27 protein-coding genes, 2 pseudogenes and 1 riboswitch are annotated in these 26,339 nt (G+C 56.9%); of the genes and pseudogenes, 21 read left to right on the top strand and 8 right to left on the bottom strand.

The window, feature by feature from the left end; translation table 11 throughout:
- Positions 1–72: 72 nt before the first annotated feature.
- Together fabB and fabA are read right to left on the bottom strand one after the other, a co-directional pair.
- Positions 73–1,302, bottom strand: coding sequence for a beta-ketoacyl-ACP synthase I (gene fabB, locus C8029_RS06655; RefSeq protein ID WP_152002529.1), 1,230 nt, complete (start codon positions 1,300–1,302; stop codon positions 73–75).
- A gap of 44 nt (positions 1,303–1,346) precedes the next feature.
- Positions 1,347–1,856, bottom strand: coding sequence for a bifunctional 3-hydroxydecanoyl-ACP dehydratase/trans-2-decenoyl-ACP isomerase (gene fabA / locus C8029_RS06650; protein ID WP_009572041.1), 510 nt, complete (start codon positions 1,854–1,856; stop codon positions 1,347–1,349).
- A 279-nt stretch (positions 1,857–2,135) separates the two neighbouring features.
- Between fabA and irrA the strand changes: the two genes are divergently transcribed.
- From irrA to C8029_RS06635, 3 genes are all read left to right on the top strand, one after another.
- Entirely contained in the window at positions 2,136–2,576 is a 441-nt protein-coding gene (gene irrA, locus C8029_RS06645; RefSeq protein WP_152002554.1) for an iron response transcriptional regulator IrrA, read from the top strand.
- 89 nt (positions 2,577–2,665) lie between these two features.
- Entirely contained in the window at positions 2,666–2,974 is a 309-nt protein-coding gene (locus tag C8029_RS06640; RefSeq protein ID WP_152002528.1) for a hypothetical protein, read from the top strand.
- 118 nt (positions 2,975–3,092) lie between these two features.
- The gene (locus C8029_RS06635; RefSeq protein ID WP_152002527.1) at positions 3,093–3,707 is read left to right on the top strand and encodes a DNA-3-methyladenine glycosylase I; all 615 of its coding nucleotides are present in this window, start codon (positions 3,093–3,095) and stop codon (positions 3,705–3,707) included.
- On the opposite strand, the gene C8029_RS06630 is transcribed toward C8029_RS06635, so the two are convergent.
- From C8029_RS06630 to C8029_RS06620, 3 genes are all read right to left on the bottom strand, one after another.
- Positions 3,685–4,188 (bottom strand): hypothetical protein, encoded by a 504-nt coding sequence (locus C8029_RS06630; protein WP_152002526.1) that lies wholly within the window; start codon positions 4,186–4,188, stop codon positions 3,685–3,687. The two genes, C8029_RS06635 and C8029_RS06630, sit on opposite strands and share 23 nt — an antisense overlap.
- A 107-nt stretch (positions 4,189–4,295) precedes the next feature.
- Positions 4,296–4,724: an FKBP-type peptidyl-prolyl cis-trans isomerase gene (locus tag C8029_RS06625; RefSeq protein ID WP_152002525.1), complete on the bottom strand. Its 429-nt coding sequence runs from the start codon at positions 4,722–4,724 to the stop codon at positions 4,296–4,298.
- A gap of 174 nt (positions 4,725–4,898) precedes the next feature.
- Positions 4,899–5,762: a hypothetical protein gene (locus C8029_RS06620; protein WP_152002524.1), complete on the bottom strand. Its 864-nt coding sequence runs from the start codon at positions 5,760–5,762 to the stop codon at positions 4,899–4,901.
- A 245-nt stretch (positions 5,763–6,007) separates the two neighbouring features.
- Here C8029_RS06620 and miaB point away from each other — a divergent pair, with 245 nt between their 5' ends.
- The 13 genes and pseudogenes from miaB (at position 6,008) to C8029_RS06555 (ending at position 18,422) form a co-directional block, all read left to right on the top strand.
- Positions 6,008–7,348 (top strand): tRNA (N6-isopentenyl adenosine(37)-C2)-methylthiotransferase MiaB, encoded by a 1,341-nt coding sequence (gene miaB / locus C8029_RS06615; RefSeq protein ID WP_009572048.1) that lies wholly within the window; start codon positions 6,008–6,010, stop codon positions 7,346–7,348.
- 239 nt (positions 7,349–7,587) lie between these two features.
- Positions 7,588–8,157, top strand: a complete 570-nt coding sequence (locus C8029_RS06610; RefSeq protein WP_009572049.1) for an OmpA family protein — start codon at positions 7,588–7,590, stop codon at positions 8,155–8,157.
- A gap of 11 nt (positions 8,158–8,168) precedes the next feature.
- Entirely contained in the window at positions 8,169–8,498 is a 330-nt protein-coding gene (locus C8029_RS06605; RefSeq protein WP_009572050.1) for a hypothetical protein, read from the top strand.
- A 199-nt stretch (positions 8,499–8,697) separates the two neighbouring features.
- Positions 8,698–9,708 carry a PhoH family protein gene (locus C8029_RS06600; RefSeq protein ID WP_009572051.1) on the top strand — a complete coding sequence of 337 codons (1,011 nt, stop codon included), beginning with the start codon at positions 8,698–8,700 and terminating at the stop codon, positions 9,706–9,708.
- A 34-nt stretch (positions 9,709–9,742) separates the two neighbouring features.
- Positions 9,743–10,234 carry an rRNA maturation RNase YbeY gene (gene ybeY / locus C8029_RS06595; protein ID WP_152002523.1) on the top strand — a complete coding sequence of 164 codons (492 nt, stop codon included), beginning with the start codon at positions 9,743–9,745 and terminating at the stop codon, positions 10,232–10,234.
- Between the two features lie 54 nt (positions 10,235–10,288).
- Complete coding sequence (locus C8029_RS06590; RefSeq protein ID WP_040402258.1) at positions 10,289–11,218, top strand: transporter associated domain-containing protein; 930 nt, start codon at positions 10,289–10,291, stop codon at positions 11,216–11,218.
- Between the two features lie 74 nt (positions 11,219–11,292).
- Positions 11,293–12,744: an apolipoprotein N-acyltransferase gene (lnt, locus tag C8029_RS06585; protein ID WP_226946256.1), complete on the top strand. Its 1,452-nt coding sequence runs from the start codon at positions 11,293–11,295 to the stop codon at positions 12,742–12,744.
- Positions 12,745–12,780: 36 nt separating this feature from the next.
- A riboswitch (SAM-SAH riboswitch) is annotated at positions 12,781–12,831 on the top strand.
- Positions 12,832–12,839: 8 nt separating this feature from the next.
- The gene (metK, locus tag C8029_RS06580) at positions 12,840–14,021 is read left to right on the top strand and encodes a methionine adenosyltransferase (protein WP_009572055.1); all 1,182 of its coding nucleotides are present in this window, start codon (positions 12,840–12,842) and stop codon (positions 14,019–14,021) included.
- A gap of 71 nt (positions 14,022–14,092) precedes the next feature.
- The gene (queF, locus tag C8029_RS06575) at positions 14,093–14,557 is read left to right on the top strand and encodes a preQ(1) synthase (protein WP_009572056.1); all 465 of its coding nucleotides are present in this window, start codon (positions 14,093–14,095) and stop codon (positions 14,555–14,557) included.
- Positions 14,558–14,689: 132 nt separating this feature from the next.
- Positions 14,690–15,427, top strand: a complete 738-nt coding sequence (gene trmB / locus C8029_RS06570) for a tRNA (guanine(46)-N(7))-methyltransferase TrmB (RefSeq protein ID WP_051130620.1) — start codon at positions 14,690–14,692, stop codon at positions 15,425–15,427.
- Between the two features lie 122 nt (positions 15,428–15,549).
- Positions 15,550–16,898, top strand: a pseudogene (gene aroA, locus C8029_RS06565) (3-phosphoshikimate 1-carboxyvinyltransferase).
- Positions 16,899–16,957: 59 nt separating this feature from the next.
- Complete coding sequence (locus C8029_RS06560; protein WP_152002522.1) at positions 16,958–17,569, top strand: (d)CMP kinase; 612 nt, start codon at positions 16,958–16,960, stop codon at positions 17,567–17,569.
- A gap of 220 nt (positions 17,570–17,789) precedes the next feature.
- Positions 17,790–18,422 carry an NAD(P)H-dependent oxidoreductase gene (locus C8029_RS06555; RefSeq protein ID WP_009572060.1) on the top strand — a complete coding sequence of 211 codons (633 nt, stop codon included), beginning with the start codon at positions 17,790–17,792 and terminating at the stop codon, positions 18,420–18,422.
- Between the two features lie 76 nt (positions 18,423–18,498).
- Here the strand turns inward: C8029_RS06555 and C8029_RS06550 are convergent, their stop codons facing one another.
- The 3 genes from C8029_RS06550 to C8029_RS06540 all read right to left on the bottom strand — a co-directional run bounded on the left by C8029_RS06550 (position 18,499) and on the right by C8029_RS06540 (position 20,741).
- Positions 18,499–19,119, bottom strand: coding sequence for a hypothetical protein (locus C8029_RS06550; RefSeq protein ID WP_152002521.1), 621 nt, complete (start codon positions 19,117–19,119; stop codon positions 18,499–18,501).
- A 37-nt stretch (positions 19,120–19,156) separates the two neighbouring features.
- Entirely contained in the window at positions 19,157–19,462 is a 306-nt protein-coding gene (locus tag C8029_RS06545; protein WP_009572062.1) for a hypothetical protein, read from the bottom strand.
- 292 nt (positions 19,463–19,754) lie between these two features.
- Positions 19,755–20,741, bottom strand: a complete 987-nt coding sequence (locus C8029_RS06540) for a Hint domain-containing protein (protein WP_009572063.1) — start codon at positions 20,739–20,741, stop codon at positions 19,755–19,757.
- 585 nt (positions 20,742–21,326) lie between these two features.
- Here C8029_RS06540 and rpsA point away from each other — a divergent pair.
- The 5 genes and pseudogenes from rpsA (at position 21,327) to trpB (ending at position 26,104) form a co-directional block, all read left to right on the top strand.
- On the top strand, positions 21,327–23,006 hold the full coding sequence (gene rpsA / locus C8029_RS06535; RefSeq protein WP_009572064.1) for a 30S ribosomal protein S1: 1,680 nt from the start codon (positions 21,327–21,329) through the stop codon (positions 23,004–23,006).
- 432 nt (positions 23,007–23,438) lie between these two features.
- Positions 23,439–23,720, top strand: coding sequence for an integration host factor subunit beta (gene ihfB / locus C8029_RS06530; RefSeq protein ID WP_009572065.1), 282 nt, complete (start codon positions 23,439–23,441; stop codon positions 23,718–23,720).
- A 27-nt stretch (positions 23,721–23,747) separates the two neighbouring features.
- The gene (locus C8029_RS06525) at positions 23,748–24,095 is read left to right on the top strand and encodes a lipopolysaccharide assembly protein LapA domain-containing protein (RefSeq protein WP_009572066.1); all 348 of its coding nucleotides are present in this window, start codon (positions 23,748–23,750) and stop codon (positions 24,093–24,095) included.
- 18 nt (positions 24,096–24,113) lie between these two features.
- A pseudogene (locus C8029_RS06520) lies at positions 24,114–24,754 on the top strand (phosphoribosylanthranilate isomerase).
- 99 nt (positions 24,755–24,853) lie between these two features.
- The gene (trpB, locus tag C8029_RS06515; protein WP_152002520.1) at positions 24,854–26,104 is read left to right on the top strand and encodes a tryptophan synthase subunit beta; all 1,251 of its coding nucleotides are present in this window, start codon (positions 24,854–24,856) and stop codon (positions 26,102–26,104) included.
- Positions 26,105–26,339: the final 235 nt, after the last annotated feature.

Raw genomic sequence — 26,339 nt, 5'->3', positions numbered from 1 at the left:
TCCAGCCGCGCACAAAGCAAAACGGCCACGCTCGTAAAACGTGGCCGTTCAAAATCATACCCTGAAACCAGATCAGTCGCGGTATTTCGACAACAACATAGACCCGTTCGTGCCGCCAAAGCCAAAGGAGTTGGTCATGACGGTATCAAGCCCTGCGTTCTCCACCAGAGTTGTGGCGATTTCATTGGCGTGGATCGCCGGATCAAGCGTCTCGACGTTGATCGACGGAATGATGAAATCATGTTGCAGCGCCAAGAGGCAATAGACCGCTTCCTGTGCGCCGGTGGCGCCTTGGGAGTGGCCGGTCATGGATTTGGTCGAGGAAATCACCGGAGTGTTGCCTTCGCCAAAGACCCGGCGCACGGCCTCGACTTCGCCAACGTCACCGACCGGGGTCGATGTGCCGTGGGCGTTGATATAGCCGACTTTGCGACCCTCAGGCAAGGTCGAGAGGGCAAGCCGCATCGCGCGTTCACCGCCCTCACCAGAGGGGGCCACCATGTCCGCGCCATCCGAGGTGGCGGCAAAGCCGGTCACTTCGGCATAGATTTTCGCGCCGCGCGCTTTGGCATGTTCCAACTCTTCGAGCACCAAAATCGCGCCGCCGCCGGAGATCACGAATCCATCGCGGTTGGCATCAAAGGCGCGCGAGGCTTTGGTTGGCGTGTCGTTGAATTTCGACGACATCGCGCCCATCGCATCAAACAGGCAGGACAGGGTCCAATCCAATTCTTCGCCACCACCGGCAAACATCACGTCCTGTTTGCCCATCATGATCTGTTCAGACGCCGCACCAATACAGTGCAGCGAGGTCGAACAGGCCGAGGTGATCGAATAGTTGATGCCCTTGATCTGATAGGCGGTCGCCAAGTTGGCGGAAATCGTTGACCCCATGCATTTCGGCACCGCAAACGGCCCAACGCGTTTGGTGGCTTTTGTGGCCAAGACGGATTGATGCGCGGTGAACATGGCGGAGGTGGACGGGCCACCCGAACCGGCAATCAAGCCGGTGCGCACGTTGATCACGTCTTTTTCCTCAAGGCCCGAGTCCTTGATCGCTTGGTCCATGGCGATGGAGGCATAGGCCGCCCCCGGACCCATGAACCGCAAAGCACGTTTTTCGACGTGATCTTTGATGTCGAGTTTGATGTTCCCGGCGATTTGGCTACGGAACCCATACTCTTTCATGTCTTCATTGGCAGTGATGCCGGAGGTGCCTGATTTGAGAGAGGCAAGCACTTCCTCAGAGTTGTTGCCAATCGAGGAGACAACCCCGAGACCTGTGACGACGACGCGACGCATGGCGTGTTCCTTCCCTGTGGTGTTCGTTTCGACCCGCTTTGGGATCAGCTCTCGGAGAGCGCGACTTTCATGTCTTTGACGATGTAAATCACTTCGCCATCGGCCTCGACGATCCCGTCTGCGACACCCATGGTCAGGCGGCGGGTTTGGATCGCTTTGGTGAAATCAATTTTATAGGTCAACATCTTGCGATCAGGCCGCACCATGCCGGTGAGTTTCACCTCACCCACGCCAAGCGCATAACCGCGCCCCTGCCAGCCGCGCCAGCCAAGGTTAAATCCGGTGAGTTGCCACAGACCATCAAGGCCCAGACAGCCGGGCATGATCGGGTTGCCGGGGAAGTGGCATTCAAAGAACCAAAGGTCCGGCGTGATGTCGAATTCCGCCACAACATGACCTTTGCCATGTGCGCCCCCGTCACCCGAAATCTCGGTGATCCGGTCCATCATCAACATGGGCGGGGCGGGAAGCTGCGCATTGCCGGGGCCGAACAATTCGCCCGCCGCACATTTAAGCAGATCTTCCTTGGTGAAACTCGTGGGATACTCGGCCATATAGAACCCTTGCCTTCCTGCAATCTTTCAAAGTCGCATCCCCTCTATCACCCCGCCCCCCAACCACGCAAGGCGCAAGAGCGGCCAAAGTCGGATGGGCGGGAGCGGGTGAAAATCAACCGAGCTGACCCGAAACGACGCCTGATCACGGCTGGCCGTTCCTTGTTGCGATCTATTTTCATTTGAATTTAACCCCGCCATCGCCTTATATTGGCACTTATACCAACGAAACGGACCCCGATGACCCAGTCCCCAGCCCCCGAGCCGACGTGCCAGGCAATGCAAGACAAGACAAAGCGCGACCCGCGTCGCGGTGAGGCGTGGCTGTGTGAGGCGGGGGTGCGACCGACCCGTCAACGGGTGGCTTTGGCAACATTGTTGGTCGGCGATGGCCATGATCGTCATGTCACCGCCGAAAGCCTGTTTGCCGCTGCGCGCGATGCGGGCGAAAAAGTGTCTTTGGCGACGGTCTACAACACGCTGCGGGCGTTTTGTCAGGCGGGATTGATGCAGGAGGTGACCGTTGATGGGTCGCGCTCCTATTTTGACACCAATATGAATGAGCACCCGCATTTCTTTTGGGAAGATCAGGGCGCATTGACCGATGCGCCCAGCGATGAATTGAAAATCGCGCGCCTGCCCAAAGCTCCCGAAGGCATGGAAATCGCCTCTGTCGATGTGGTGATCCGTCTGCGCCCCAAACCTCAGAGTTCGCACTGACCGCTGTGCCGGGCTATCGGGCGTTTCTATTGAATAGGCTTGTTTTTGTGCGCTTATTTGCGATCTGCGCAGGCGTCGTGACGTTGTGTATGCTGGTGGTGCCAATGGCGCTATGGGCGCAAGGTGCGGTTCCGATTCAATTCGAAACGCTCACCACACCCGGCGAATTTACGATCTATTTCACCGACCTCCAATATTCCGCTGATCAAGTCTGGTTCGTTTCCGGCAGTTGCGAAAGCGCCTATGAGGCAGCGGTGATTTCGGTCCAGGATTACGCCTATTCCGCCGATTTGACGGTGTTTCTGGCGCGCTACGCCTTTGAAGCGGATCAGGTGGTCTGTGTCTCCAATCCGGGGCAGGCACCACAGACGTTTTGGGACGCCTATCCGCAAAAATAAAGCGTCTCAGTGGGCTGTTGGGACTTGAGTTTGTCCCAAAACGCGGACAGGTTTCGGCCATGCACGGCATTTCACGGTCCCCTCTATGCTTGGGGGCAACTCGTTTTAGGAGACCGATGTGACACAGCTTTTTACCGGACCTGATGGTCAATCGCGCTGCGCATGGTGCGCCAGTGATCCCGAATATATTCGCTATCATGACGAAGAATGGGGCTATCCGGTTTCCGATGACATCCGTTTGTTTGAGAAAATTTGCCTTGAGGGGTTTCAATCCGGCCTGTCTTGGTGGACGATTTTGCGCAAACGCGAAGGGTTTCGCGCCGCTTTCGCCGGGTTTGATTTTCACAAAGTCGCGCAGTTTGGTGAGGCGGATGTGACTCGGCTCTTGGCCGATGCAGGCATCGTGCGCCACCGTGGCAAAATCAATGCGACGATCAACAACGCCGCCCGCGCGGTCGAGATGGTAGCGAACGAAGGCTCGCTTGCTGCCTATTTTTGGTCCTTTGAGCCCATGCCTGACGAACACGGCGCACCGCAAACGGCGTCGATTTCGGAGACCTCAAAACGGCTTTCGAAAGACTTGAAAAAACGCGGCTGGAACTTTGTCGGCCCGACCACCTGTTTTGCCTTCATGCAGGCGATGGGAATGATCAACGATCACGCGACGGGCTGTGTGCATCGCGAGATCGCGGATCAAAAACGTGCGGCGTTTACGCCTCCGTCACTGGGGTAATCACCTCCGCCAATCCGCGCAGCCATGCTCGGATGGCGCGCGGGTCCACCTCTTCGAGACGGTCCAGATCGCCCGCCGCATCCGCAAGCTGGTCCAAAATGTCGAGCCGCCTGTCATCTATCGCATCCGTGAGGGGCAGGGTGGCCGCTGCCACCAAAAGCTGGCGCAATTCCTGCACCTCGCGCATCCTGCGAAACGCTTCGATCATCGGCCCGGTCAGGGACGGGTCACTGCGCCAATCGTGTTCAAACAGCTCCGTGACCCTCTGCCCTGCGCCTAGGCAATCAAAGGCGATACAGCCGGAATAGCCGCGCTCCGCCAGATCGCCATGAATGCCACAGGTAAACCCCGCAAGGTTGTGACAGCCCACACCTGCCGCTTTGTCATGGTCAAAATGATCGCCGCGATCAAAGGCCAAGGCCATACAGCACAGCGCGGCGCAGCGGCTACAGTCCGCAGAAAAGAGATCCGGTTTTCCCATGCCGCCATTTGACGCTAAAGCCGCGCCAATTCAACGAAAAAGGCGGCACGCGGGTGCCGCCTTGTCCATTCTTTGATCTTCATTGCTGCGAGAATACTCAGCCGACTTCAGACGATTTCGACCAGTTCAATGTCAAAGGTCAGGTCTTCGCCGGCCAAACGGTGGTTTGCGTCCAGAATGACCTCTTCGTCTGTGATGGAGACCACGGTGACCGGGATCACTTGGCCTTGCGGGCTTTGCATCTGAAGTTGCAGACCAACTTCGAGCGGGATTTCCGCCGGGATTTGGGCGCGCGGCACCGGTTGTTGCGCGTCGTCATGGCGCGGGCCATAGGCCTCGTCCGCCACGGCCACGATGGTTTTTTTCTCGCCCACGGTCATGCCCGGAAGGTGCTTGTCCATGCCGGGGATGATTTGGCCGGACCCAACTTCGAACTCAAGCGGATCACGACCCGCCGAGCTGTCGAACACGGTGCCGTCTTTGAGGGTGCCTGTGTAGTGAATGCGAACTTTGTCGCCGGATTTGACTTCGGACATCAGAAAACTCTTTTAATTTCGGGTGGATTTTGGGCGATTTCGGGTGAATTTTGAGGCCGCTTTGGTCCTGTTGGGCGCGGGTGCTCGTCGATTGCGGCTCAAGATAAGGGCTTTGAAGCAGATGTAAAGGGTGGGTTCCGTCGCCAAAGCGGCTAAAATCCCGTTAAAACCCCATTAAAACCACTGTCCCGGCTCCATCAGGCCCAGATCAAGCAACTGTTGGCTGTGCCACTCGAATTCGGTCGAATTGTGCCAACGAAAACTGTCGATGTCATAGGTCGAGCCGGAGTTGGTTTTGAGCGCCTTGGCGGTGCGAAAGGACACGATGGTCGCTGTGAGATTATGGTGCCAGGGGCAGGCGTAGGTGTTGTATTCTTCCTCGCTGAACAGGTGGGTTTCCGACAGGGTGAGGCCTTTTTTCGCTTTGAAGATTGCGATCCTGTCGATGTGACGGCGGTTGGCGGGAATATGTTCCTCAAACCGCCAGCGCAGCCCGCCGAAAAAGTCGAGTTGGCGTTCTTTTGGATGACCTGCGGTGTCCATGCGGCCCAAAGCGTAATAGCCGGATTTGTCGAGACAGGCATCTTCGAGCGAGACCGCATTGGGCGCGTCATGCAAATCACCCGCATAAAGATCCACCACATAGGTCAACATCCCGCCGCGGCGTTCCTCGGTGTGGAAGGTCAGCATGTCGGTGATACTGCGGGTCTCGCAAAACGGGAAAAACAGGTATTCGGCGTTGTAGCAATAATACATCCAAATCCCCGGCGCCGCCGCGATGAGGCGATTGACCGCTTGGGTCAGCATATTGGGCGCGCGGGTGGCGTAGCGGATGCGGTGAATTTGTAGCTCAAGCCCCTCAGGCAGCGTCAGCTCATCGGGCGCAAACAACAGCACGGCTTTGAACCCAAGCGTGATATGATGGCGCAGGGTCGTGTCCACCTCGACCAGATCTTCGGCAAAGACCATCGCGACCGGCCCTTTGATCAGGGCCTCTTTGCCATCGGAAAGAAAAGTGTCGAGGCTATCGTAACGCATAAACTGTCCCTATTCGGGGTGGCGGTGTGTGTGACTGTCCCCGATAGCAGTAAAAAAGCCATGAAGAAGAGGGGATTGCAAGGATTGAGGAAACAGTTTGGGCGGTTGTCGCGACAGGGCGGCAGATCGGTCGCACCTGTCAGGCGCATGATCCTACGCCCACAACCCACAAACCCGTTTGCTCCCGCACCCCTCATGGGCTAGAGAGGCGACTTAAATTCCCCAATCATCCTGGACCCAAGGTCATGTCTGACACAAAAGCCAACACCAAAAAGCTCTATATCAAGACCTATGGTTGTCAGATGAATGTCTATGACAGCGAACGCATGGCCGAAAGCCTTGGCGGCTCGGGCTATGTCGAAGTGTCGAGCCCGGAAGAGGCGGACATGATCCTGTTGAACACCTGCCACATTCGCGAGAAGGCGGCGGAAAAAGTCTATTCCGAATTGGGGCGCTACAAAGACCTCAAGATCGCCAATCCCGATTTGAAAATCGGCGTGGCCGGGTGTGTGGCACAGGCCGAGGGCGCGGAGATCATGCGACGGCAGCCGATGGTCGATCTGGTGGTGGGGCCGCAATCCTATCACCGCCTGCCAGAGATGGAGGCGAAAGCCGGGAATGGTCAAACCGCGCTCGACACCGATTTCCCCGAAGAGGACAAGTTTGAACATCTCAAAGCCCGGCCCAAAGCCAAACGCGCGCCTGCGGCGTTTTTGACGGTGCAAGAGGGCTGTGACAAATTCTGTGCCTTCTGCGTTGTGCCCTATACGCGTGGGGCCGAAGTGTCGCGCCCGGCGGAGCGCGTGATGAGCGAGGCGCGCGATCTGGTCGAACGGGGCGTGCGCGAGATCACACTTTTGGGCCAGAATGTGAACGCCTATCATGGCGCGTTCGAGGGCGGGACTTGGGGGCTGGCCAAGCTCATTCGCGAGTTGGCCAAGGTCGATGGATTGGAGCGCATTCGGTTTACCACGAGCCACCCGAATGACATGGAAGACGACCTGATCGCCGCCCATGGCGATTGCGAAAAATTGATGCCTTACCTGCATTTGCCGGTGCAATCGGGTTCGGATAAAATCCTCAAGGCGATGAACCGCAAGCACACGGCAGAGTCGTATTTACACCTGATCGAGCGCATCCGCGCGGCGCGGCCGGACATCGCGCTGTCTGGCGATTTTATCGTTGGCTTCCCCGGTGAGACGGATGCGGATTTTGAGGCAACGATGGATCTGGTGCGCGAGGTCAATTACGCCTCTGCCTATTCGTTCAAATACTCGCCGCGCCCCGGTACGCCCGCCGCTGAGAAGGGCGATAAGATGGTCGATTTCGATGTCGCCTCAGAGCGGCTTCAGCGCCTGCAAGAGCTGATCACACAGCAGCAACGCGCGTTCCAAGACGCGATGATTGGCCGCGATGTGTCGGTTTTGTTTGAGAAAACCGGACGGCAGGCCGATCAAATGGGCGGCAAATCCGAGTATCTTCACGCGGTCCATGTCACCGACCCAACGGTGCAAATCGGTGAGATGCGCCGGGTGAGAATCATCGAGAGTCGGACCAATTCTTTGTCCGGTGTTGTTCTTGGTTAAGCCAAGCCGTTGACGTTACGATAGTTTTTTTGGCGCGTGGCGCACCATGTGCGCAACAATCGCCAAAAAATGCACGCTTCGTTGCGGGCGAAGATACAATATATGGTATTTTTCCTTCACAAACCAACGAAGTTTGCTATCATTTAGACATATTTATGGTGAATAACGCGCGGCAACCAAAGTGCCGCTCGGGTGGGGTTAAATTGGCCCGAAAACGGGACCATTGGGGGACGAAAGACGTGATCAACGCATTTCTTGAAAAAGGGCGGGCGGTGATGGCCTGTGCTGCCATCGCCGGGCTCTCGCTCAGCACTGCCGCTCAGGCGCAAATGATCTCAGGTGTGGTCAACGGCGAACGCTATGCGCCGACAATCTGGATTGACCCGGATGGCTGTGAGCATTGGGTCATGGACGATGGCGTTGAGGGCTATATGGACCTCAAAGTCGATCGTCAGGGCATTCCAACCTGTCATCCGGTTCAGGCCTGTGCGGTGATGAATTCGGATCAGTTGTTTGCCACCGACCGCTACACTATTTCAGCATCGGGCCGCAAACGTCTGACCGATTTCTTTGCTCAGGCGGGGGCCACCGCCTATATCATCATTGGTCACACCGACAGCCGTGCCTCGGATGAGTATAATATGAAACTCTCCTACAACCGCGCCAATGCTGTGGCAAAAATCGCCCAAAGCACCGGCGCGCGTATCGCGGATGTGCGTGGCTACGGCGAGCGTATGCCTGCGGCCTCGAATGCGACGGCTGCCGGGATGCAGAAAAACCGCCGCGTCGAAATCATCTGTATCAAGTGAGGAGTGGACCGATGAAAGCACTGAAAGCAATCGCCCTTCTCGGCCTTTTGGGCGCGACATCCGCCTGTACGGAAGCTGCCCTTGGCAACATGGGGTACGAATCCCATAAGAAAGACAAAACCGTCGACCGCGGCTTTGACAGCAAACACCTGTCGCAGCTTCAGGCCGGGATTTGGATCGACCCGCAGGGCTGTGATCACTGGATCATCGATGATGGTGTCGAAGGGTATTTGAGCGCACGCGTCGACAAATACGGCAAACCGGTCTGTTCCGGCATTGCGTCGCCTAACACAGCCGTTGGCCCGTATAAAGATGGCTCCAAGTTTGGCGACCCGATCTAAAGCCTCTAAAAATTTAAAATCTATGGCGGCCATCCTATACGGGGTGGCCGCTTTTCTTTTGCATGTTTTTTGGGCGCAGGCATGTTTTTTGGGCGCGGTTCCGCCGGGCCTAATGCGAAGATTTTGTGTCCCCGCTTGCCAGAACCGCAATCGCTTGGCACCATGAGGGTATAGGGACCTCTAGAGTCGGAGATATTATTTGGGCCTAAGCGCGCTGACACCCCCGAAATCGCAGGACGCAGTCCACGAAACGCTTCTCGAATTTCACGACAACAGGTTGTTGATTGACCTGTGTGGGGAGTTCGACCGAAACCTCGCTCAGATCGAGCATAAGTTGGAAGTGCAGATCGTGCGACGCGGCAACATGTTGTCGGTGATGGGAACGGGGTCTGCGCGCGGTCGCGCGGCGGCGGTGCTTCAGGAACTTTATAGCAAATTGGAAGCCGGGCGTGACGTGGAGCCGGGGGACATCGACGGTATGATCACCTTGGGCAATGCCGAGGTCGAAAAGGGTTTGCCGGGCGATCAGATTGAGATGTTCCGCGGCAGCGACGTTGAGATCAAGACCCGCAAAAAACTGGTTGAGCCGCGCACACCGGGTCAGAAAGCCTATGTGCAAAACCTGTTCAACCATGAGTTGGCCTTTGGCATCGGGCCTGCGGGCACGGGCAAAACCTATTTGGCGGTCGCGGTCGGCGTGAACATGTTGATCAACGGCCATGTCGATAAAATGATCCTGTCGCGCCCTGCGGTTGAGGCGGGCGAGCGGCTTGGGTTTTTGCCGGGCACGCAGGACGAAAAAGTCGATCCTTATATGCAGCCGCTGTTCGATGCGCTCAACGATTTCATGCCCGCCAAACAAGTGGCGAAGATGCGCGAAGAAAAGACCATCGAGATTGCGCCTTTGGCGTTTATGCGTGGGCGCACACTGAGCCGCGCCTTTGTGGTCTTGGATGAGGCACAAAACGCCACCACGATGCAGATGAAAATGTTCCTCACCCGTCTGGGCGAAGGCTCTCGCATGGTGATCACCGGCGACCGCTCGCAAGTCGACCTGCCGCGCGGTGTGCCATCTGGGCTGCGAGATGCCGAGCGGGTGCTGGCGGGCATTCAAAAAGTGTCGTTCAATTATTTCACCTCCAAGGATGTGGTGCGACATCCGCTTGTCGCCGCGATCATTGAGGCCTATGAGGCAGATGAAGCGCAGTAACGCGCACCTCGTTTGGGCAAGATGACCGCAAAAGATGACCATAGACGTCGTATATGAAGACCCGCGCTGGCAAGAGGCGGGGTTGGATGATTTGGCCGAGGCCGCAGAACATGCGACCTTGGCTTTTCTCGGGTTGGACCCGGATCTCTGCGAGGTTGCGGTTTTGGCCTGTGATGATGCGCGCATTGCCGAATTGAACGCCGAATTTCGCGAAAAACCGACGCCCACCAATGTTTTGTCATGGCCCTCTGAGGAGCGCGCCACCCCCGGCGTGCGTCCCGATGTGCCCGAACCTGACATGCCGGGCATGGAAATCGAACTGGGAGATATTGCCATCGCCTATGAGACCTGCACCGCTGAGGCCAAGGCGGGCGGCACGCCATTTAACGATCATGTGACCCATTTGCTTGTTCATGGACTGTTACATCTGTTGGGTTATGATCACATAACGGACGAAGATGCCGCGATTATGGAAGGCATTGAGACCGAGATACTTGCAACCATGGGTATCAAAGACCCATATTAGGCGAACGGTCGATTTGGGCCGCAAACCGATAGATTTGATTTCTGGAAAGGACGCATGGGCGACACCGAGCCTGGGTCTTCTACGGCAGCGCAGAGCGCGCCGACGGACCCCATAAGTAGAACGCAGACCACACCCCGAGCCACGGCGCGCAAACGCTCAAAATGGCTGGGTCGGATGGCAAAGGCGTTTTCTTCCAAACCCGCCACACAAACGGATGCAGCCGGGGCAAAATCTGTGCCCCAAACGGCACTGACCCCGCGTCCCGGCATGATGAACCTGCGCCGGATGCGCGTCGATGACGTGGCCATTCCAAAGGCCGAAATCGTTGCTGTGCCATCTGATATCAAAAAGGACGATCTGGTCGAGGTGTTCCGCGAGAGCGGGATGACGCGATTGCCGGTCTATAAGGGCACGTTGGACACGCCGGTGGGTTTGGTTCACCTGAAAGATTTTGCCCTTAATCACGGCTTCAATGGCAAGGGCGAGCGTTTCAACCTCAAAAAGATGCTGCGCCCGCTGCTCTACGCGCCACCCTCCATGCCGATCGGTGTGCTGTTGCAGAAAATGCAAAGCGACCGGATGCATATGGCCTTGGTGATTGACGAATATGGTGGGGTGGACGGGTTGGTCACGCTCGAAGATCTGGTCGAACAGGTCATTGGCGAGATTGAGGACGAACATGACATCGACGAGGATGTGTTTTGGACCCAATCCGCGCCGGGGGTGTTTGTCGCCCAAGCCAAAGCGCCGCTGGATGAATTCGAAGCCGCGATTGACATGCGCCTGACGACGGAAGAGGACGAAGAAGAGATCGACACTTTGGGCGGTTTGGTCTTTTTGCTCTGCGGTCGGGTACCGGCGCGTGGCGAGGTGATCCCGCATCCCTCTGGTGCGGAGTTTGAAATCATTGACGCCGACCCACGACGGATCAAACGCATTCGCGTGCGCTTGCCCTCGGCGGTCAAACCGAAAGCAGAGGCTTAAACCATGCGCGTGATCCCTGTGCTGCGGCGCGGGTTGCTCCGCAGCGGCTGTTTGCCTTGGCGGCGGGGGTCTTGGTGGCTTTGGGGCAGGCGCCGTTAAGCGCCTGGCCATTGGCGCTGACGGGATTGGTCATGGCGGTGCTGTCGTGGTCCAAGGCGCTCACTGCGGGAGAGGCGGCGTGGCGCGGCTGGACGGTCGGTTTTGGCGCCTTTTTGATGTCGCTCACATGGCTGGTGAATCCCTTTCTCGTCGATCCCGTGCGCCATGCAGGGATGATCCCCTTCGCGCTGTTTTTCATGTGTGGCGGCTTGGCGCTGTTTTGGGCGCTGGCTTTTTATGCGGCCAAAAGGCTCAGGCTGGGCTTGCCCGGTTTGGTGGCATTTTGGGGGCTGGCCGAATTGGCGCGCGGGCATCTGTTCACCGGATTTCCATGGGCAATGCCCGGCTATATCTGGCTTGATCAAGCCCCGGCGCAGCTTGCAAGCCTCATCGGCCCCTATGCTCTGACTGCATTGACCTTCGCTTGGGCGGCACTGGTGGCGCGTGCGGTGCTGCGCCGCTCGGGTCTCACCGGCGGGGCGGCTCTGATCCTGATGATCTTGGCCTATGGATACGGATGGGCCCGCCTGTCACAGCCGCTGCCACAGGATCGGCCACAGTCGATCCGCGTCGTGCAACCCAATGCGCCACAACGGGAGAAATGGGACCCCGAACTGGTCTGGACCTTTTATGAACGCGCCCTGACATTAAGTGCGCCAGAGGGGGCCGATCTGGTGATTTGGCCGGAAACCTCCGTTTCTGTGCCGCTTTGGGCCGCCGATCCTTATCTTACTGAAATCGCTCAGAATGTTTCTCCCGCACGCGCCATTGTCGGGCTGAACCGGGTCGAGGGCTATCAGGGCTATAATTCCGCCATTCTGGTCGGCCATGATGGCCAGCCGCAAGAGATTTACGACAAACACCACCTCGTGCCCTTCGGGGAATATATGCCGATGCCCGCACTGTTGGAGCGGATCGGTCTGCGCGCCTTTACCGCACAGGAGGGCTATGGTTATTCGGCGGGGCCGGGACCGCGACTGATCGACACGGGCGGCACCGGTTTGGCGCTGCCTTTGATCTGTTATGAGGCGATTTTTCCGCGTGATCTGCGCACGGATGAGCGCCCGGACTGGCTACTGCAAATGACCAATGACGCGTGGTTCGGCATGTTTTCCGGCCCGCAACAGGCCTTGGCCCAAGCCCGGTTTCGCGCGATTGAGACCGGCCTGCCGATGGTCCGTGCCGCCAACACCGGAATTTCTGCGGTGATTGATGCGCATGGCGACATCCGTGTTGCGATCCCATTGGGCACATCGGGGGCGGTAACTTCCACCCTACCGGGGGCTTTACCAAAAACGCTCTATATGCGCTATGGTGAGACGGCCCTTTTGGGTTTGTTAACTCTTTTGATGGTATCAGGTCTGAGCGTCTCAAGACTGGGCACAGGACAGGGACAACGTGATCGCAGAACCCGAAAAACCGATTGACCCTTGCGTAGGGCAACTATATCGCATTTTAAGTATCGACCCGCACAACGGCTTCCTGGCGTGCGGGACACATGAACCAATGGAGCACCACCCACATGTCCCGTAAAGACTTCGTTTTCACTTCGGAATCTGTGTCCGAAGGTCACCCTGATAAGGTCTGTGACCGTATTTCCGACGCTGTGCTAGATGCGTTTATCGCCGAGGAACCCGAAGCGCGGGTCGCCTGTGAAACCTTTGCCACCACCAACCGTGTGATCATCGGCGGCGAAGTGGGCCTGTCCGATCAGGATAAACTCCACGCGTATATGGAAAAGGTCGATGGCATTGTGCGCGACTGCGTGCGCGACATCGGCTATGAGCAGGATAAATTCCATTGGCAAACGCTGGAGGTGCAAAACTACCTCCACGAACAATCCGCTCATATCGCGCAGGGCGTCAATGCCTCTGGCAACAAAGATGAGGGCGCGGGCGATCAGGGCATCATGTTTGGTTTCGCGACCAATGAAACAGAGGCGCTTATGCCCGCGCCGATCCAATATTCCCACGCGATGCTGCGCCGTTTGGCCGAAGTGCGCAAAAACGGCACCGAACCCGCGCTTGGCCCTGACGCCAAGGCCCAGCTTTCAGTGCGGTATCGCGATGGTCTCCCAGTGGAAATTGCCTCCCTCGTGCTCTCGACCCAGCATTTGGACGAGACCATGACTTCGGACGATGTGCGCGCGCTTGTGGCCCCTTATATCGAAGAGGTGCTGCCCGACGGGTGGCTCACCGCCAACACGATCTGGCACGTCAACCCGACTGGGAAATTCGTCATCGGCGGCCCCGATGGCGATGCGGGTCTGACCGGACGCAAAATCATTGTCGACACTTATGGCGGTGCCGCGCCGCATGGCGGCGGCGCGTTTTCGGGCAAAGATCCAACCAAAGTGGACCGCTCCGCCGCCTATGCCGCGCGCTATTTGGCGAAAAACGTTGTGGCCGCAGGCTTTGCCGACAAATGCACGATTCAGCTCTCCTACGCGATCGGTGTGGCCGCGCCCTTGTCGATTTACGCCGATTTGCATGGCACGGGGAAGGTCGAGCCGTCTCAGATCGAAGCGGCGATCCCAAAGGTCATGGACCTCACTCCGCGCGGCATCCGTACCCATCTCGATCTGAACAAGCCGATCTACCAACGCACCGCGGCCTATGGCCATTTCGGCCGTGCGCCGGACGCGGATGGCGGGTTTTCATGGGAACGCACCGATCTGGCAGAGGCTTTGGCAAACGCTGTTTGAGAGCCGGGACGTTTTGAAATATAAAATCAACGGGGCGGGATTTCTCGCCCCTTTTTGATGGGAGGCACCTCATGGTCACAACCGATACATCGCATTTGACTCAACTTGGCGGCGCAACCGCATTGCCCGCCTCGCCAGAAGAGGCGGTGTTGGAGCGGGTGCCGCACACCCACGCGGGTGAGCGCTACGTGGTGCGGTTCACCGCGCCGGAATTCACCTCGCTCTGCCCGATGACGGGGCAGCCGGATTTCGGTCATCTGATGATCGACTACATTCCCGGCAATTGGTTGGTTGAGAGCAAATCGCTGAAACTTTTCCTCGGCTCATTTCGCAATCACGGCGCGTTTCATGAGGATTGTTCGGTCTATATCGGCAAACGTCTGGCCGAGCTTCTGGACCCGGAATGGTTGCGCATCGGTGCCTATTGGTATCCGCGTGGCGGCATTCCGATTGATGTGTTTTGGGCCACCGGGCCGGAGCCAAAAGACGTTTGGATCCCCGAACAAGGCGTGCCACCCTATCGCGGACGCGGGTGACGGCCGTGTCCCGGCTTGCTCTCGCGGCGAAAACTTGGCAAAAGCCCGGCTGAAAGAGGCGGGGTTTTCATGTCTGATACGAGCAAACACACATCCGGGGTCCAATCTGACGGCCAGTCTGACGATCCGACGATGGCACAGTCCGATGATCCACATGCCTCCGCTACGCATGACTCTGGCGCGCCGTGGCGCAATTTCTATGGTCGCATCCATGGCAAGACGCTCAATCAGGCGCAAAAGGATTACCTCGTCGAGGACCTAGACGGCCTGTCGCCCGGCCCAGTGACTTGGGAAGAGAACCCCGACCGCACGCCGCTTGACTTGGCCGCGCGCTATGGCGGCAAACCGATCTGGCTTGAGATCGGCTTTGGCGGCGGCGAACATTTGGTGCATATGGCCAAGACCTATCCCGATGTCGAACTTATCGGTTGCGAGCCCTATGTGAATGGGGTGGCGGCGCTTTTGGGACGGCTGCGGCGCGCGCCTGAGGTCAAAAACGCCTCAATCCATGCGGGCGATGTCCGCGATCTGTTTGACGTGTTGCCTGATGGTTGCATTGAAAAAGCGTTCCTGAATTACCCCGATCCCTGGCCGAAAAAGCGTCACCATCGTCGCCGTTTCGTCACCGCCGAACATCTTGAACCGCTGCACCGGGTTCTCAAACCCGGTGCCGAATTCCGGGTCGCGACCGACATCCCGGACTATGTGCGTCAAACCATGGAAGAGGTGCCGCAAGCCGGGTTTGAATGGCTGGCCGAGGGCCCGGAGGAGTGGCGTAAACCATGGGCTGATTGGCCCTCAACGCGCTATGAACAAAAGGCCATTCGCGAAGGTCGCACGCCACATTACATGACATTTCGCAAGGTCTGAGGCGCAGTCATTTCGCGCCGGTTTCGCTTGGGTGTGCGCAAGCGGCCTGCCCTGACGAAGACGCGGTAGACCGGGCCGCAGGGTTGCGCTATCAGGTCTGCGAAGAATGTGAGGAGAGACACATGTCGAGCCATGGCACCCCGATCCCGATGACCGCGCGCAAATCCGGCCCCCTCAAGGGCACGGCGGCGGTGCCGGGGGATAAATCCATTTCCCACCGGGCGCTGATTTTTGGCGCGATGGCCGTGGGCGAGACCAAGATCACCGGGCTTTTGGAGGGTGAGGATGTGTTGGACACCGCCAAAGCGATGCAGGCGCTGGGTGCGGATGTGGTCCGCGAAGGTGCAGGTGAATGGACCGTGCATGGGGTCGGCGTTGGCGGCTTTACCGAGCCAGCGATGTGATTGATTGCGGCAATTCCGGCACTGGCGTGCGCCTGATCATGGGGGCGGTCGCGACCCATGATTTTTGCACCACGTTCACCGGAGATGGATCGTTGCGCAAGCGTCCGATGGGGCGGGTGACCGATCCTTTGGCGCTGTTTGGCGCGCGCTCCGTTGGCCGTTCGCAGGGGCGGCTGCCGCTGACGCTGATCGGTGCGGCGGAGCCTGTGCCGGTCGAATATGAAACGCCGGTGCCAAGCGCACAGGTGAAATCGGCGGTGTTGCTGGCCGGGTTGAACGCGCCGGGGCAGACCGTGGTGATCGAAAAGGAAATGACCCGCGATCACACCGAACGGATGTTGGTGGGATTTGGCGCAGAACTTAGCACCGAGACCACACCGGAGGGTTATCACAAGATCACTCTGACGGGTCGGCCGGAATTGACCCCGCAAGAGGTCGCGGTGCCGCGTGATCCAAGTTCCGCCGCCTTCCCGGTCTGCGCGGCGCTGATCGTCGAGGGGTCCGAAGTGTTTGTGCCGGGGGTCAGCCAGAACACGACCCGCAACGGGCTTTACACCACATTGGTTGAAATGGGCGCGAATATCAGCTTTGAAAACCCACGGACCGAGGGCGGCGAACCCGTTGCCGATCTGCGGGTGAAATATTCCAAACTCAAAGGCATCGAAGTCCCGCCCGACCGCGCCGCCTCGATGATTGACGAATTCCCGGTCCTCTCCGTCGTTGCGGCCTTTGCCGAAGGCACGACGGTGATGCGCGGCGTCAAGGAATTGCGGGTGAAGGAAAGCGACCGGATTGATGCCATGGCGCGCGGGCTTGAGGCCTGCGGTGTGGAGATCGAAGAGGATCACGACACGCTGATCGTGCATGGGCGTGGCGCCAAGGGCGTCAAAGGTGGCGCGACCTGTGCCACCCATATCGATCACCGGATCGCGATGTCGTTTTTGGTCATGGGGCTGGCCTCTGAGCAGGCTGTCACCGTGGATGACGGCAGCCCGATTGCCACCTCTTTCCCGGTGTTTGAAAAACTGATGGCGGGACTAGGTGCTGCGATCACACGGAACAACTGAGGCCCTTGACCTTGCCCGCGTGAGCGGGCAGCGTGAACCTCCCTTAGAAGGAAAACGCCATGAGTTTTTGCGTCGCAATTGATGGACCCGCCGCCGCTGGAAAAGGCACGATCGCCAGGGCGGTCGCAGATCATTTTGGCTTTGCTCATATGGACACCGGCTTGCTCTATCGCGCGACAGGGGTGAAGACCTTTCAGGGTCTCTCACCGCTTGAGGCGGCGCAAAACCTGCGCGCCGAGGATCTCAAACGCGATGATTTGCGCACAGGCGACGCGGGGCAGGCGGCAAGCCGCGTGGCGGCGGAACCTGAGGTGCGCGCGGCATTGGTTGATTTTCAACAGGCGTTTGCGCGGCGTGAAGGGGGTGCGGTTTTGGACGGGCGCGACATTGGCACGGTGATTTGCCCGGACGCGGAAGTGAAACTGTTCGTCACGGCCACCGATGAGGTGCGTGCGCAAAGACGTCATGCGGAATTGCGGGGGAAGGGTGAAAGGGTCACTCTGGAACAGGTGCTTGAGGACCTGCGCGAACGTGATGCGCGTGACAGTGCGCGGGCCACTGCCCCACTGACAGCGGCCAAAGATGCGGTGCTGATCGACACCTCAGAGATGAGCATTGACGAGGCGGTGGCACAGGTCGTGGCGCTGATTGAGGCCCGCCGTAGGGGATAAGATGGGGAGAGGGGTGTTTGCGGCCTGCGCATTGGCGCGCAGCGACTGAGCGCGCTTGCACCATTGTCGGTTTTTTCTTTTGGTATCAATTTGTTAGTGGGTTTCTGGACGTGATGCTCTGTGAGGGATGTGCGCTTGTATGATGGGGTATTTGGCCCATATTTGAGCGTAAGACATGCAGAGCACGCGTGCCATTTCCACCCACCAAAGGACTGAATTGATGTTTCTTGATAAGCTCGACTGGCGCTACGCCACCAAAAAAATGGACCCGTCCAAACCCGTCTCCGAAGACAAGGTTGCCCAGATCGTCGAAGCGATCCGTAAAGCGCCGACCTCTTCCGGGCTTCAGCCGTTCCACCTCTTTGTGATCCGCAATCCGGAGCTGCGTGCAAAACTCAAAGCCGCGGCCTATGGTCAAGAACAACTGACCGATGGCTCGCATCTTTTGGTTTTTGCAGCTTTTGATGGCTATAACGATGCACGCATCGACGCCATTGTGGACCAACATGCGGATGAGCGTCCCGGCACCCGCGAGATGTTGGAAGGCTATTACAACAACCTCAAATCCATGTATTTGCCGCGTGAAGATCATGTGAACTTCGAACATGCCGCGCGTCAGACCTATATCGCATTGGGCTTTGCCTTGGCCGCTGCCGCCGAACTGGGCGTCGATAGCACGCCGATGGAAGGCTTTGACCCGGCGCAATTCGATGAGATTCTCGGGCTGAAAGACAAGGGTCTGAAAACCGTTGTGATTCTGCCGCTGGGCACCCGTGCTGAGGAGGGCGACTGGTTGGCTCCGATGAAAAAAGTACGCAAACTGGCGGAAGATTTGATCACCGAGATCAATTGAATCCAAGATGCGACAAGGCCGGGACTGATGGTATCAGTCCCGGCCTTTTTGTGCGGGGCCCTCTGATTAAGAGGGGTTATCTTGATTTTATGCGATGATGCAGCACGAAATTCAAGACAGGTGGCAGAAGCAGCAGAACGGTAATAAGCCCAAGCATGTCACCCAGCGCGAACTTGATGGCATTGATCCGAATGTCGACTGACTGCGTGTTGGGATAGATGTAGAAAATATGGATGAGGAGGCTGATCATGACGGAGGACAAAAACCCCACAGCGATCAGTTTGCGCCAGCTCAGTTCCGGGCTTGGGGCCGGATGATGCGCGCAGTGTGATGCCCAGTTTACGGCTGAAAAGATGAGGGGGGCGGTTCCATAGCTGATGCATAAGGAAATATAGGCGTAGCTTGTAGCCCACGATAAATCCATGAACAAGACCGATGAGAGAACGGCTCCGGGGAGCAAATATAAAACCGAACGCCACCCCTCGAAAAAGGCCGAGATGATTTTGATCCCGAAGGGGAGGTAGATCAAGGTGGCGCTGATGTTTTGCACCTTTGTTTGAGGCAGGATCAGTTTTTGGAGTGGCGAGATCACAAGCCAAGTGATCGCCATGGCCAAAAACAACGCGCCGCTATGAACCGCGACCGGGCGCAATACGGACAGAATGGCAAAGTAGGTGACGCGGGTCGAACTCAACATGCGCATCCCCTGACAATTGGATTTTTTACAAAGGCCGTTATGTGTTTTGTACGTTTTGACCTTTGATCCGGTAAGCTCCGTGCGGGAGATCGTCGGACTTTTCGATGAATCCTTTTTCGATCAGCCGTTTGAGAGCGCGGTGAAATGTCGGCTGAGATACATCCCGCACTGTGGGTTGAGCTCGCACGCGTTCGGTTGTACATGTTCCGGCATTTGATGCGGCACAGAACGCAAGAAAAATATCTTTTTCGTTCCGTGACAGGGTGCTGAGGCCCAAATCCGTTTCCATATTGTGCAGTAAAATTCGCAATTGTGCGATCTGTGCAAAAATAGTCTGATCCATTCCCAACAAGCCTTAGTAACCATCTGACATGTACTGGCCTCGAATTTAGGCCTATAAAAATATAGTCAAGATGCGTATCACGACTTTGATTTGGATCAAAACACATTTGATCACTTTTCCTAGCTGGGCAGATCTCTCTGTGCGTATTTGATATAGCTGCACTATAATATTCTACAACTAATAAACCTATAGTTGTTTTTTGCTCGATTGGGTAGAGTAAAGCTTGAAATTGGCTATAGGGTGGCGACGTGTCGGCGGCATCTTGCGAGTGTGGGCGAGATGCCGCCTATTTCTAAATGACTGTACAGCTGAGCAAACGGGCCTCGCGATTCGTTGCGAGAGCGTAGGCTGGGAGCACATATTTGGCATCAAGGCCTCTGATGTCCGGGAAAATGGCAATGATTTCTGCAATGTCTTCGGAAGTGAGGCTACGAAGGCCAACTTGACCCAAGAGAAGGGTCTCGGTCGCGAGGCCATTTGAGTGGATCACGCAGTGGGCGTCGCAGAGGATGTGGTAATACGTCACTTCATTTGCGTCGAGATGTTGGGATGCCTGATGCCCGATGAAGGATTTTGCCGGGCACAGGGTTTCCTCCATCCCGAGAAGCAATTCGACCGCGTGACCCTCGATGAGGACACGGTGTTGTGGCGAGACGTAGAGGTCCGTATGGGGGCGGCCCGGTCCAAACGCATTTGCGTGGATGCAGATCGGAGCCAGACGCTTGCGCGTTTCATGGCAGGTGATCTCACGCAGGGGGATCGTTTTTTTACCGATCCATTTGATTTCTTGTGGAGACCCATCAATATCAAGTACGAAATCACCGGGTTGAAGGGTCTCCACGGCACGCTCTCCACTGGGGGTGAGAATAAGCGTGCCAGCGCCAAAACATACCGGGGTGAAGTCCGAGTATGGCGCAGGGGAAAGGTCAATGACGACTGCCACAGCAGAAAGCAGGTTGGGGGGGCCGTCCGGGTAGCTGAAATAGATTTGGCCGCCAGCTTCAAAAACGACGACGTCCACGGATGTACCAAGCGGGATGACCACGCCCAGCACTTCAACGCCTGGGGTGGCTGTCCCAGACCCGATATACGTCACGGTTTCACCGTTGAACGTGGCCACGCCATCATCATTGGAATCGAAGGTCGCGTCGTCGTTTGTGAAGGTTCCTGTAGAGGTGCCGCCAAAACTAGAAAGCACGAGCGTTTGCGATCCCGAGAGCAAATCCAAGGAGAGGAGGGAGCCGTTATATGCGACTGCGTCAATCGTAGAACTGGGCATGGGTGCTCCATGGTAAATTCATTCTGAATACAATCACTGTGACTACACGTATTGGGCGAGTCAAATGCATTTGAGCGTCGGATTCTGGATTCGAATGTAATTACTGTTAAATTGTATTATAAAACAATTGGTTAAATTGTATTCTCTGGGTTGTTTCCATATTGGAAATTATGGCGCGCAACTGTTGATTGGTCATAAATCTAAGCAATTTGTTGTTTTTGAGATAAATTTTCAGCATTATTATAGTCATTTTGGGCGAAGTGAACCCGCACGGTGAATCCCCAATGTGTTTATCTGAGCGTCTATCTGGCATTGATTCTCAGCACGGGGGTCAAGAGGATTGGATGTGCCATCAGGCTGTAGATCGCATGGCGGGGCATCCTTTCTTGCAAAACCGGAGAAACTCTCCTATACGCGCGACTGTTAACGAGGCAATCAGGTAGCACAAAGCCAATGAATCGGGGTTGGGGCGATACTCACCCTGATGGTTTCGTGTTCGAAGAATGAGCAGGCAAATCGTAATTGAAGACCGGCGGAGACAACCGCATGGCCCGTATAAACGTTTGAAAAGGAAATTGAGACCACATGGCTCAGAACGTATCTATGGAGGACTTCGAAGCCCTCTTGAATGAAAGCTTCGAAATTGACACCCCGGCAGAAGGCTCGGTTGTCCGCGGCAAGGTTCTTGCGATTGAAGCAGGCCAAGCCATCATCGACGTCGGCTACAAAATGGAAGGCCGCATCGATCTTAAAGAATTCGCAAATCCTGGTGAAGCTCCCTCCGTTGCCGTTGGTGACGAGGTCGAAGTGTTCCTCGACCGTGTCGAGAACGCCCGTGGCGAAGCTGTCATTTCGCGTGACAAAGCCCGCCGCGAAGAAGCCTGGGATCGTTTGGAAAAAGCCTATGCTTCCGAAGAGCGCGTCGATGGCGTTATCTTTGGTCGCGTCAAAGGCGGCTTCACGGTTGACCTCGGCGGCGCTGTTGCGTTCCTTCCGGGCAGCCAGGTTGACGTGCGCCCCGTGCGCGACGCTGGCCCGCTCATGGGTCTCAAGCAGCCGTTCCAGGTTCTCAAAATGGACCGTCGTCGTGGCAACATCGTTGTGTCGCGTCGTGCGATCCTTGAAGAATCCCGTGCAGAACAGCGCGCAGAAGTCATTGGCGGTCTGACCGAAGGTCAGGAAGTTGACGGCGTGGTCAAAAACATCACCGAATACGGTGCGTTTGTGGACCTCGGCGGCGTTGACGGCCTGTTGCACGTCACCGACATGGCATGGCGTCGCGTGAACCACCCGTCCGAGATCCTCGCCATTGGCGAAACGATCAAGGTTCAGGTGATCAAGATCAACAAAGAAACCCACCGTATCTCCCTCGGCATGAAACAGCTGCAGGACGATCCGTGGGATGCTGTTGAGACCAAATACGCGCTCGAAACCGTTCACATGGGCCGCGTGACCAACATCACCGATTACGGCGCATTTGTGGAACTTGAGCCGGGCGTCGAAGGCCTTGTTCACGTCTCCGAAATGTCCTGGACCAAGAAAAACGTCCATCCGGGCAAAATCGTGTCCACAAGCCAAGAAGTGGAAGTCATGGTTCTCGAAATCGACACCGCGAAACGTCGCGTGTCCCTCGGTCTCAAACAAACCATGCGCAACCCGTGGGAACTCTTTGCTGAGACCCACCCGGAAGGCACCGTTGTCGAAGGCGAAGTCAAGAACATCACCGAATTCGGTCTGTTCGTGGGTCTGCCGGGCGACATCGACGGCATGGTTCACCTGTCCGATCTCTCGTGGGACGAGCGTGGCGAAGACGCCATCCAGAACTACCACAAGAACGACATGGTCAAAGCCGTTGTCACCGAGGTCGATGTTGAGAAAGAGCGTATCTCTCTCTCCATCAAAGGTCTCGACGACAGCTTCTCCGGTGCGGTTGAGGGCGTGAAACGCGGCTCGATCATCACCGTGACTGTGACCGCGATCGAAGAAGGCGGAATCGAAGTGGAATATGAAGGCGCGAAATCCTTCATCCGCCGCTCCGACCTCTCCCGTGATCGTGCCGATCAGCGTCCTGAGCGCTTCCAGATCGGGGATCACCTCGATGTGCGCGTGACCAACGTTGATCAGAAAACCCGTCGTTTGGGTCTGTCGATCAAAGCACGCGAAATCGCCGAAGAAAAAGAAGCCGTCGAACAATATGGCTCCTCCGCTTCTGGCGCGTCCTTGGGCGATATCCTCGGCGCGGCTCTGAAGTCCGGCGACGAATAATCACATCGCTTAAGTGCGACCAAGACTTTGAAAAGGCCCTGCTTTATCGCGGGGCCTTTTTGCATGAGCGCGATGGGCGCCTTCCCCTGCGGCAGCTCTCCCGAATCGCCTTGGCCACGCCGCGGCGCAGCGTTCCTCCGGATGTGCCCCCGGCGGGAAAAATTCTGAGATTTTCGAATTTTTGGGCTAAATCTCAGCACATTAGGGGTAAAAAAATTCATTCCGTGTCTCGGAGCCTATTCCCCGCAAAACGATCCCATCCTATAGTCGTTGGACAAATGAGAACGTCAAAGCGTTCCGCCAAAAATCGAAAACTGGGCTTTGGTGCAATGCCGTATGACAATGTTTGTTGTCAGCGCTTCGCATGATCCTATATCTCAGACGAAAGGCGTCACGCTTGAAAGAAACGTGCCCAAACCAAGGGGGGACTTCATGATCCGGTCTGAACTGATCCAGAAGATCGCTGATGAGAATCCGCATCTTTATCAACGCGACGTTGAGCGGATCGTGAACACGATTTTTGAAGAGATCATCGAAGCGATGGCGCGTGGCGACAGAGTCGAGCTGCGCGGATTTGGCGCCTTTTCCGTCAAGAAGCGGGATGCAAGACTGGGGCGCAATCCGCGCACTGGCGAAAGCGTTCCGGTTGATGAAAAGCATGTGCCGTTTTTCAAAACTGGTAAGCTGTTGCGCGATCGTCTAAACGGCGAGTGAGTTTTGACATAGAGGAAGGGGGCGCTGATGCGCTACATCCGTTACGCGTTTCTCGCGGCGCTTGCCGTTGTGCTGGTGACTGTGGCCTTGGCCAACCGCGATGTCGTTGTGCTCCACCTTTTGCCCGCAGATCTGGCCAGCCTCACAGGCCTGTCCCTGACCTTGAGCTTGCCGATGTTTGTGGTGATCTTTGGCGCGATCGTGGCCGGGCTTTTGATCGGGTTTGTCTGGGAATATATGCGCGAGTATAAACACCGCTCCGCGGCTTCGGGCCACAAGCGCGAAAAAGAAAAACTGGCGCGTGAAGTCGACAAGCTGAAAACAGCCAAAGCCAAGAGTGAGGGCGACGAAGTCCTGGCACTTTTGGAAAACTGATTGCACTAGAACAGGTCCATGGACACACGCGTCAAAATTTGCGGGCTGAGCACGCCCGAGACGGTCGACGTGGCTGTTGAGGCCGGGGCGCAATACTTGGGCTTTGTGTTTTTTCCGAAATCCCCCCGCTATGTCGATATCCCCAAAGCGCGCGCGCTGGCGGTTGAGGTGCCTATGGGCGTGGCCAAGGTCGCTTTGGTGGTGAATGCCACCGATGCGGAACTGGACCGGATCACCGATCAGGTGCCGCTCGATATGCTGCAACTTCACGGCACGGAAAGCCTTGAGCGGGTGTCGGACATCCGTGCGCGCTATGGCTTGCCGGTGATGAAGGCTGTGGGGGTTTCTGGACCTGAAGATTTGGCCGCCTTGGATGCCTATGGCATGGTAGCGGATCAGATTTTGGTCGACACCAAAGCCCCGAAAGGTGCGGTTATTCCCGGCGGAAATGGTCTTTCCTTTGATTGGCGGTTGATTTCCAAACGTGCCTGGAATGCGCCATGGATGTTGGCCGGTGCCTGACGGCGGAGAATGTGGTTTCTGCGATCCAAACGACCGGCGCGAAACAGGTTGATCTCTCGTCCGGTGTTGAAAGCGCACCGGGGGTGAAGGATCCCGCCAAAATCCGTGCCTTTATGGCCGCCATTCGGGACGCCTGACCGGCTTTTTCGAGTATTTTCCCTGCAATGAAGACGGGCGCGCTTTACCGGCCCGCGCCTGTGAGCTACATCCATGTGGATCCGCAAAGGAGCATCGCGATGAACGATCTTTTCAACAGCTTCATGAATGGCCCTGACGAAAAGGGCCGCTTTGGCAATTACGGCGGGCGGTTCGTGTCTGAGACACTGATGCCGCTGATCCTCTCACTCGAAGAGGAATATGAGAAAGCCAAGGTCGATCCCGAATTTTGGGCCGAAATGGAAGATCTGTGGAAACACTATGTCGGTCGCCCGAGCCCGCTTTACTACGCGCAAAAAATGACCGAAGAGTTGGGCGGCGCGAAGATTTATCTCAAGCGTGACGAGCTCAACCACACTGGTGCACATAAGATCAACAACGTGCTGGGCCAGATCATTTTGGCACGGCGCATGGGCAAAACCCGGATCATCGCCGAAACTGGCGCGGGTCAACACGGGGTTGCCACGGCGACGGTCTGTGCCAAATTTGGCCTGAAATGCGTGGTCTATATGGGCGCGCATGATGTCGAACGGCAGATGCCGAACGTGTTCCGGATGCAGCTTTTGGGGGCCGAAGTGGTTCCGGTGAAATCCGGTCGCGGCACGTTGAAAGATGCGATGAACGATGCGCTGCGCGATTGGGTGACCAATGTGCGCGACACGTTTTATTGCATCGGCACGGTGGCGGGGCCGCACCCGTACCCGGCGATGGTGCGTGATTTCCAATCCATCATCGGCAAAGAGGTCCGGTGGCAGTTGCCCGAGCAAGAGGGCGAAGGCCGTTTGCCCGATACGGTGATCGCGGCGATTGGCGGCGGCTCCAACGCGATGGGGCTGTTCTTCCCGTTCCTCGATGACGAGAGCGTCAATATCATTGGCGTCGAAGCGGGTGGCAAAGGCGTGAACGAGAAGATGGAACATTGCGCCTCGCTGACGGGCGGGCGTCCGGGCGTGTTGCATGGCAACCGCACCTATTTGTTGCAGGACGACGATGGGCAGATTCTCGAAGGCTTCTCGATTTCTGCCGGTTTGGACTATCCGGGCATCGGGCCAGAGCACGCCTGGCTCAATGACATCGGCCGCGCCAAATATGTCTCGATCACCGACACAGAGGCTTTGGAAGCGTTTCAGTTTTCCTGCCGCACCGAAGGGATCATCCCGGCGCTTGAGCCGTCGCATGCGCTGGCGCATGTGATGAAATTGGCTCCGACCCTGTCCAAAGACCATATCATCGTGATGAATATGTGTGGGCGCGGCGACAAAGACATCTTTACTGTGGCGCGCCACCTGGGCGTGAATATCGCAGGCTCTGAAGGTCGCGATCTTAAATAAGATAAAGAGATCAATGCGCTATGAGGGCCGTTCCAATGGGGGCGGCCCTTTTTCATGCCCTAAACTCAGGTTTAGGGTCGTGGGGCGGGGGTTTATGGGGCCGGGTTTAGGCCCGTGGTTGGTAGAACTCGGTAAGGTTTGTCGGTGAGAGTGCAGTCGTTCCGGGGTGCTCTCGTACCCCGTTCATTGAAACCTGATTCCTCCGAAAGGAACGACCATGCATAAAGTACTTTTG

The organism is Roseobacter sp. TSBP12, assembly GCF_009129705.1.
GTDB lineage: Bacteria > Pseudomonadota > Alphaproteobacteria > Rhodobacterales > Rhodobacteraceae > Celeribacter > Celeribacter baekdonensis_A.
The sequence above is the reverse complement of the archived record's forward strand: the minus strand, read 5'-3'. Positions and strand labels throughout refer to the sequence as shown.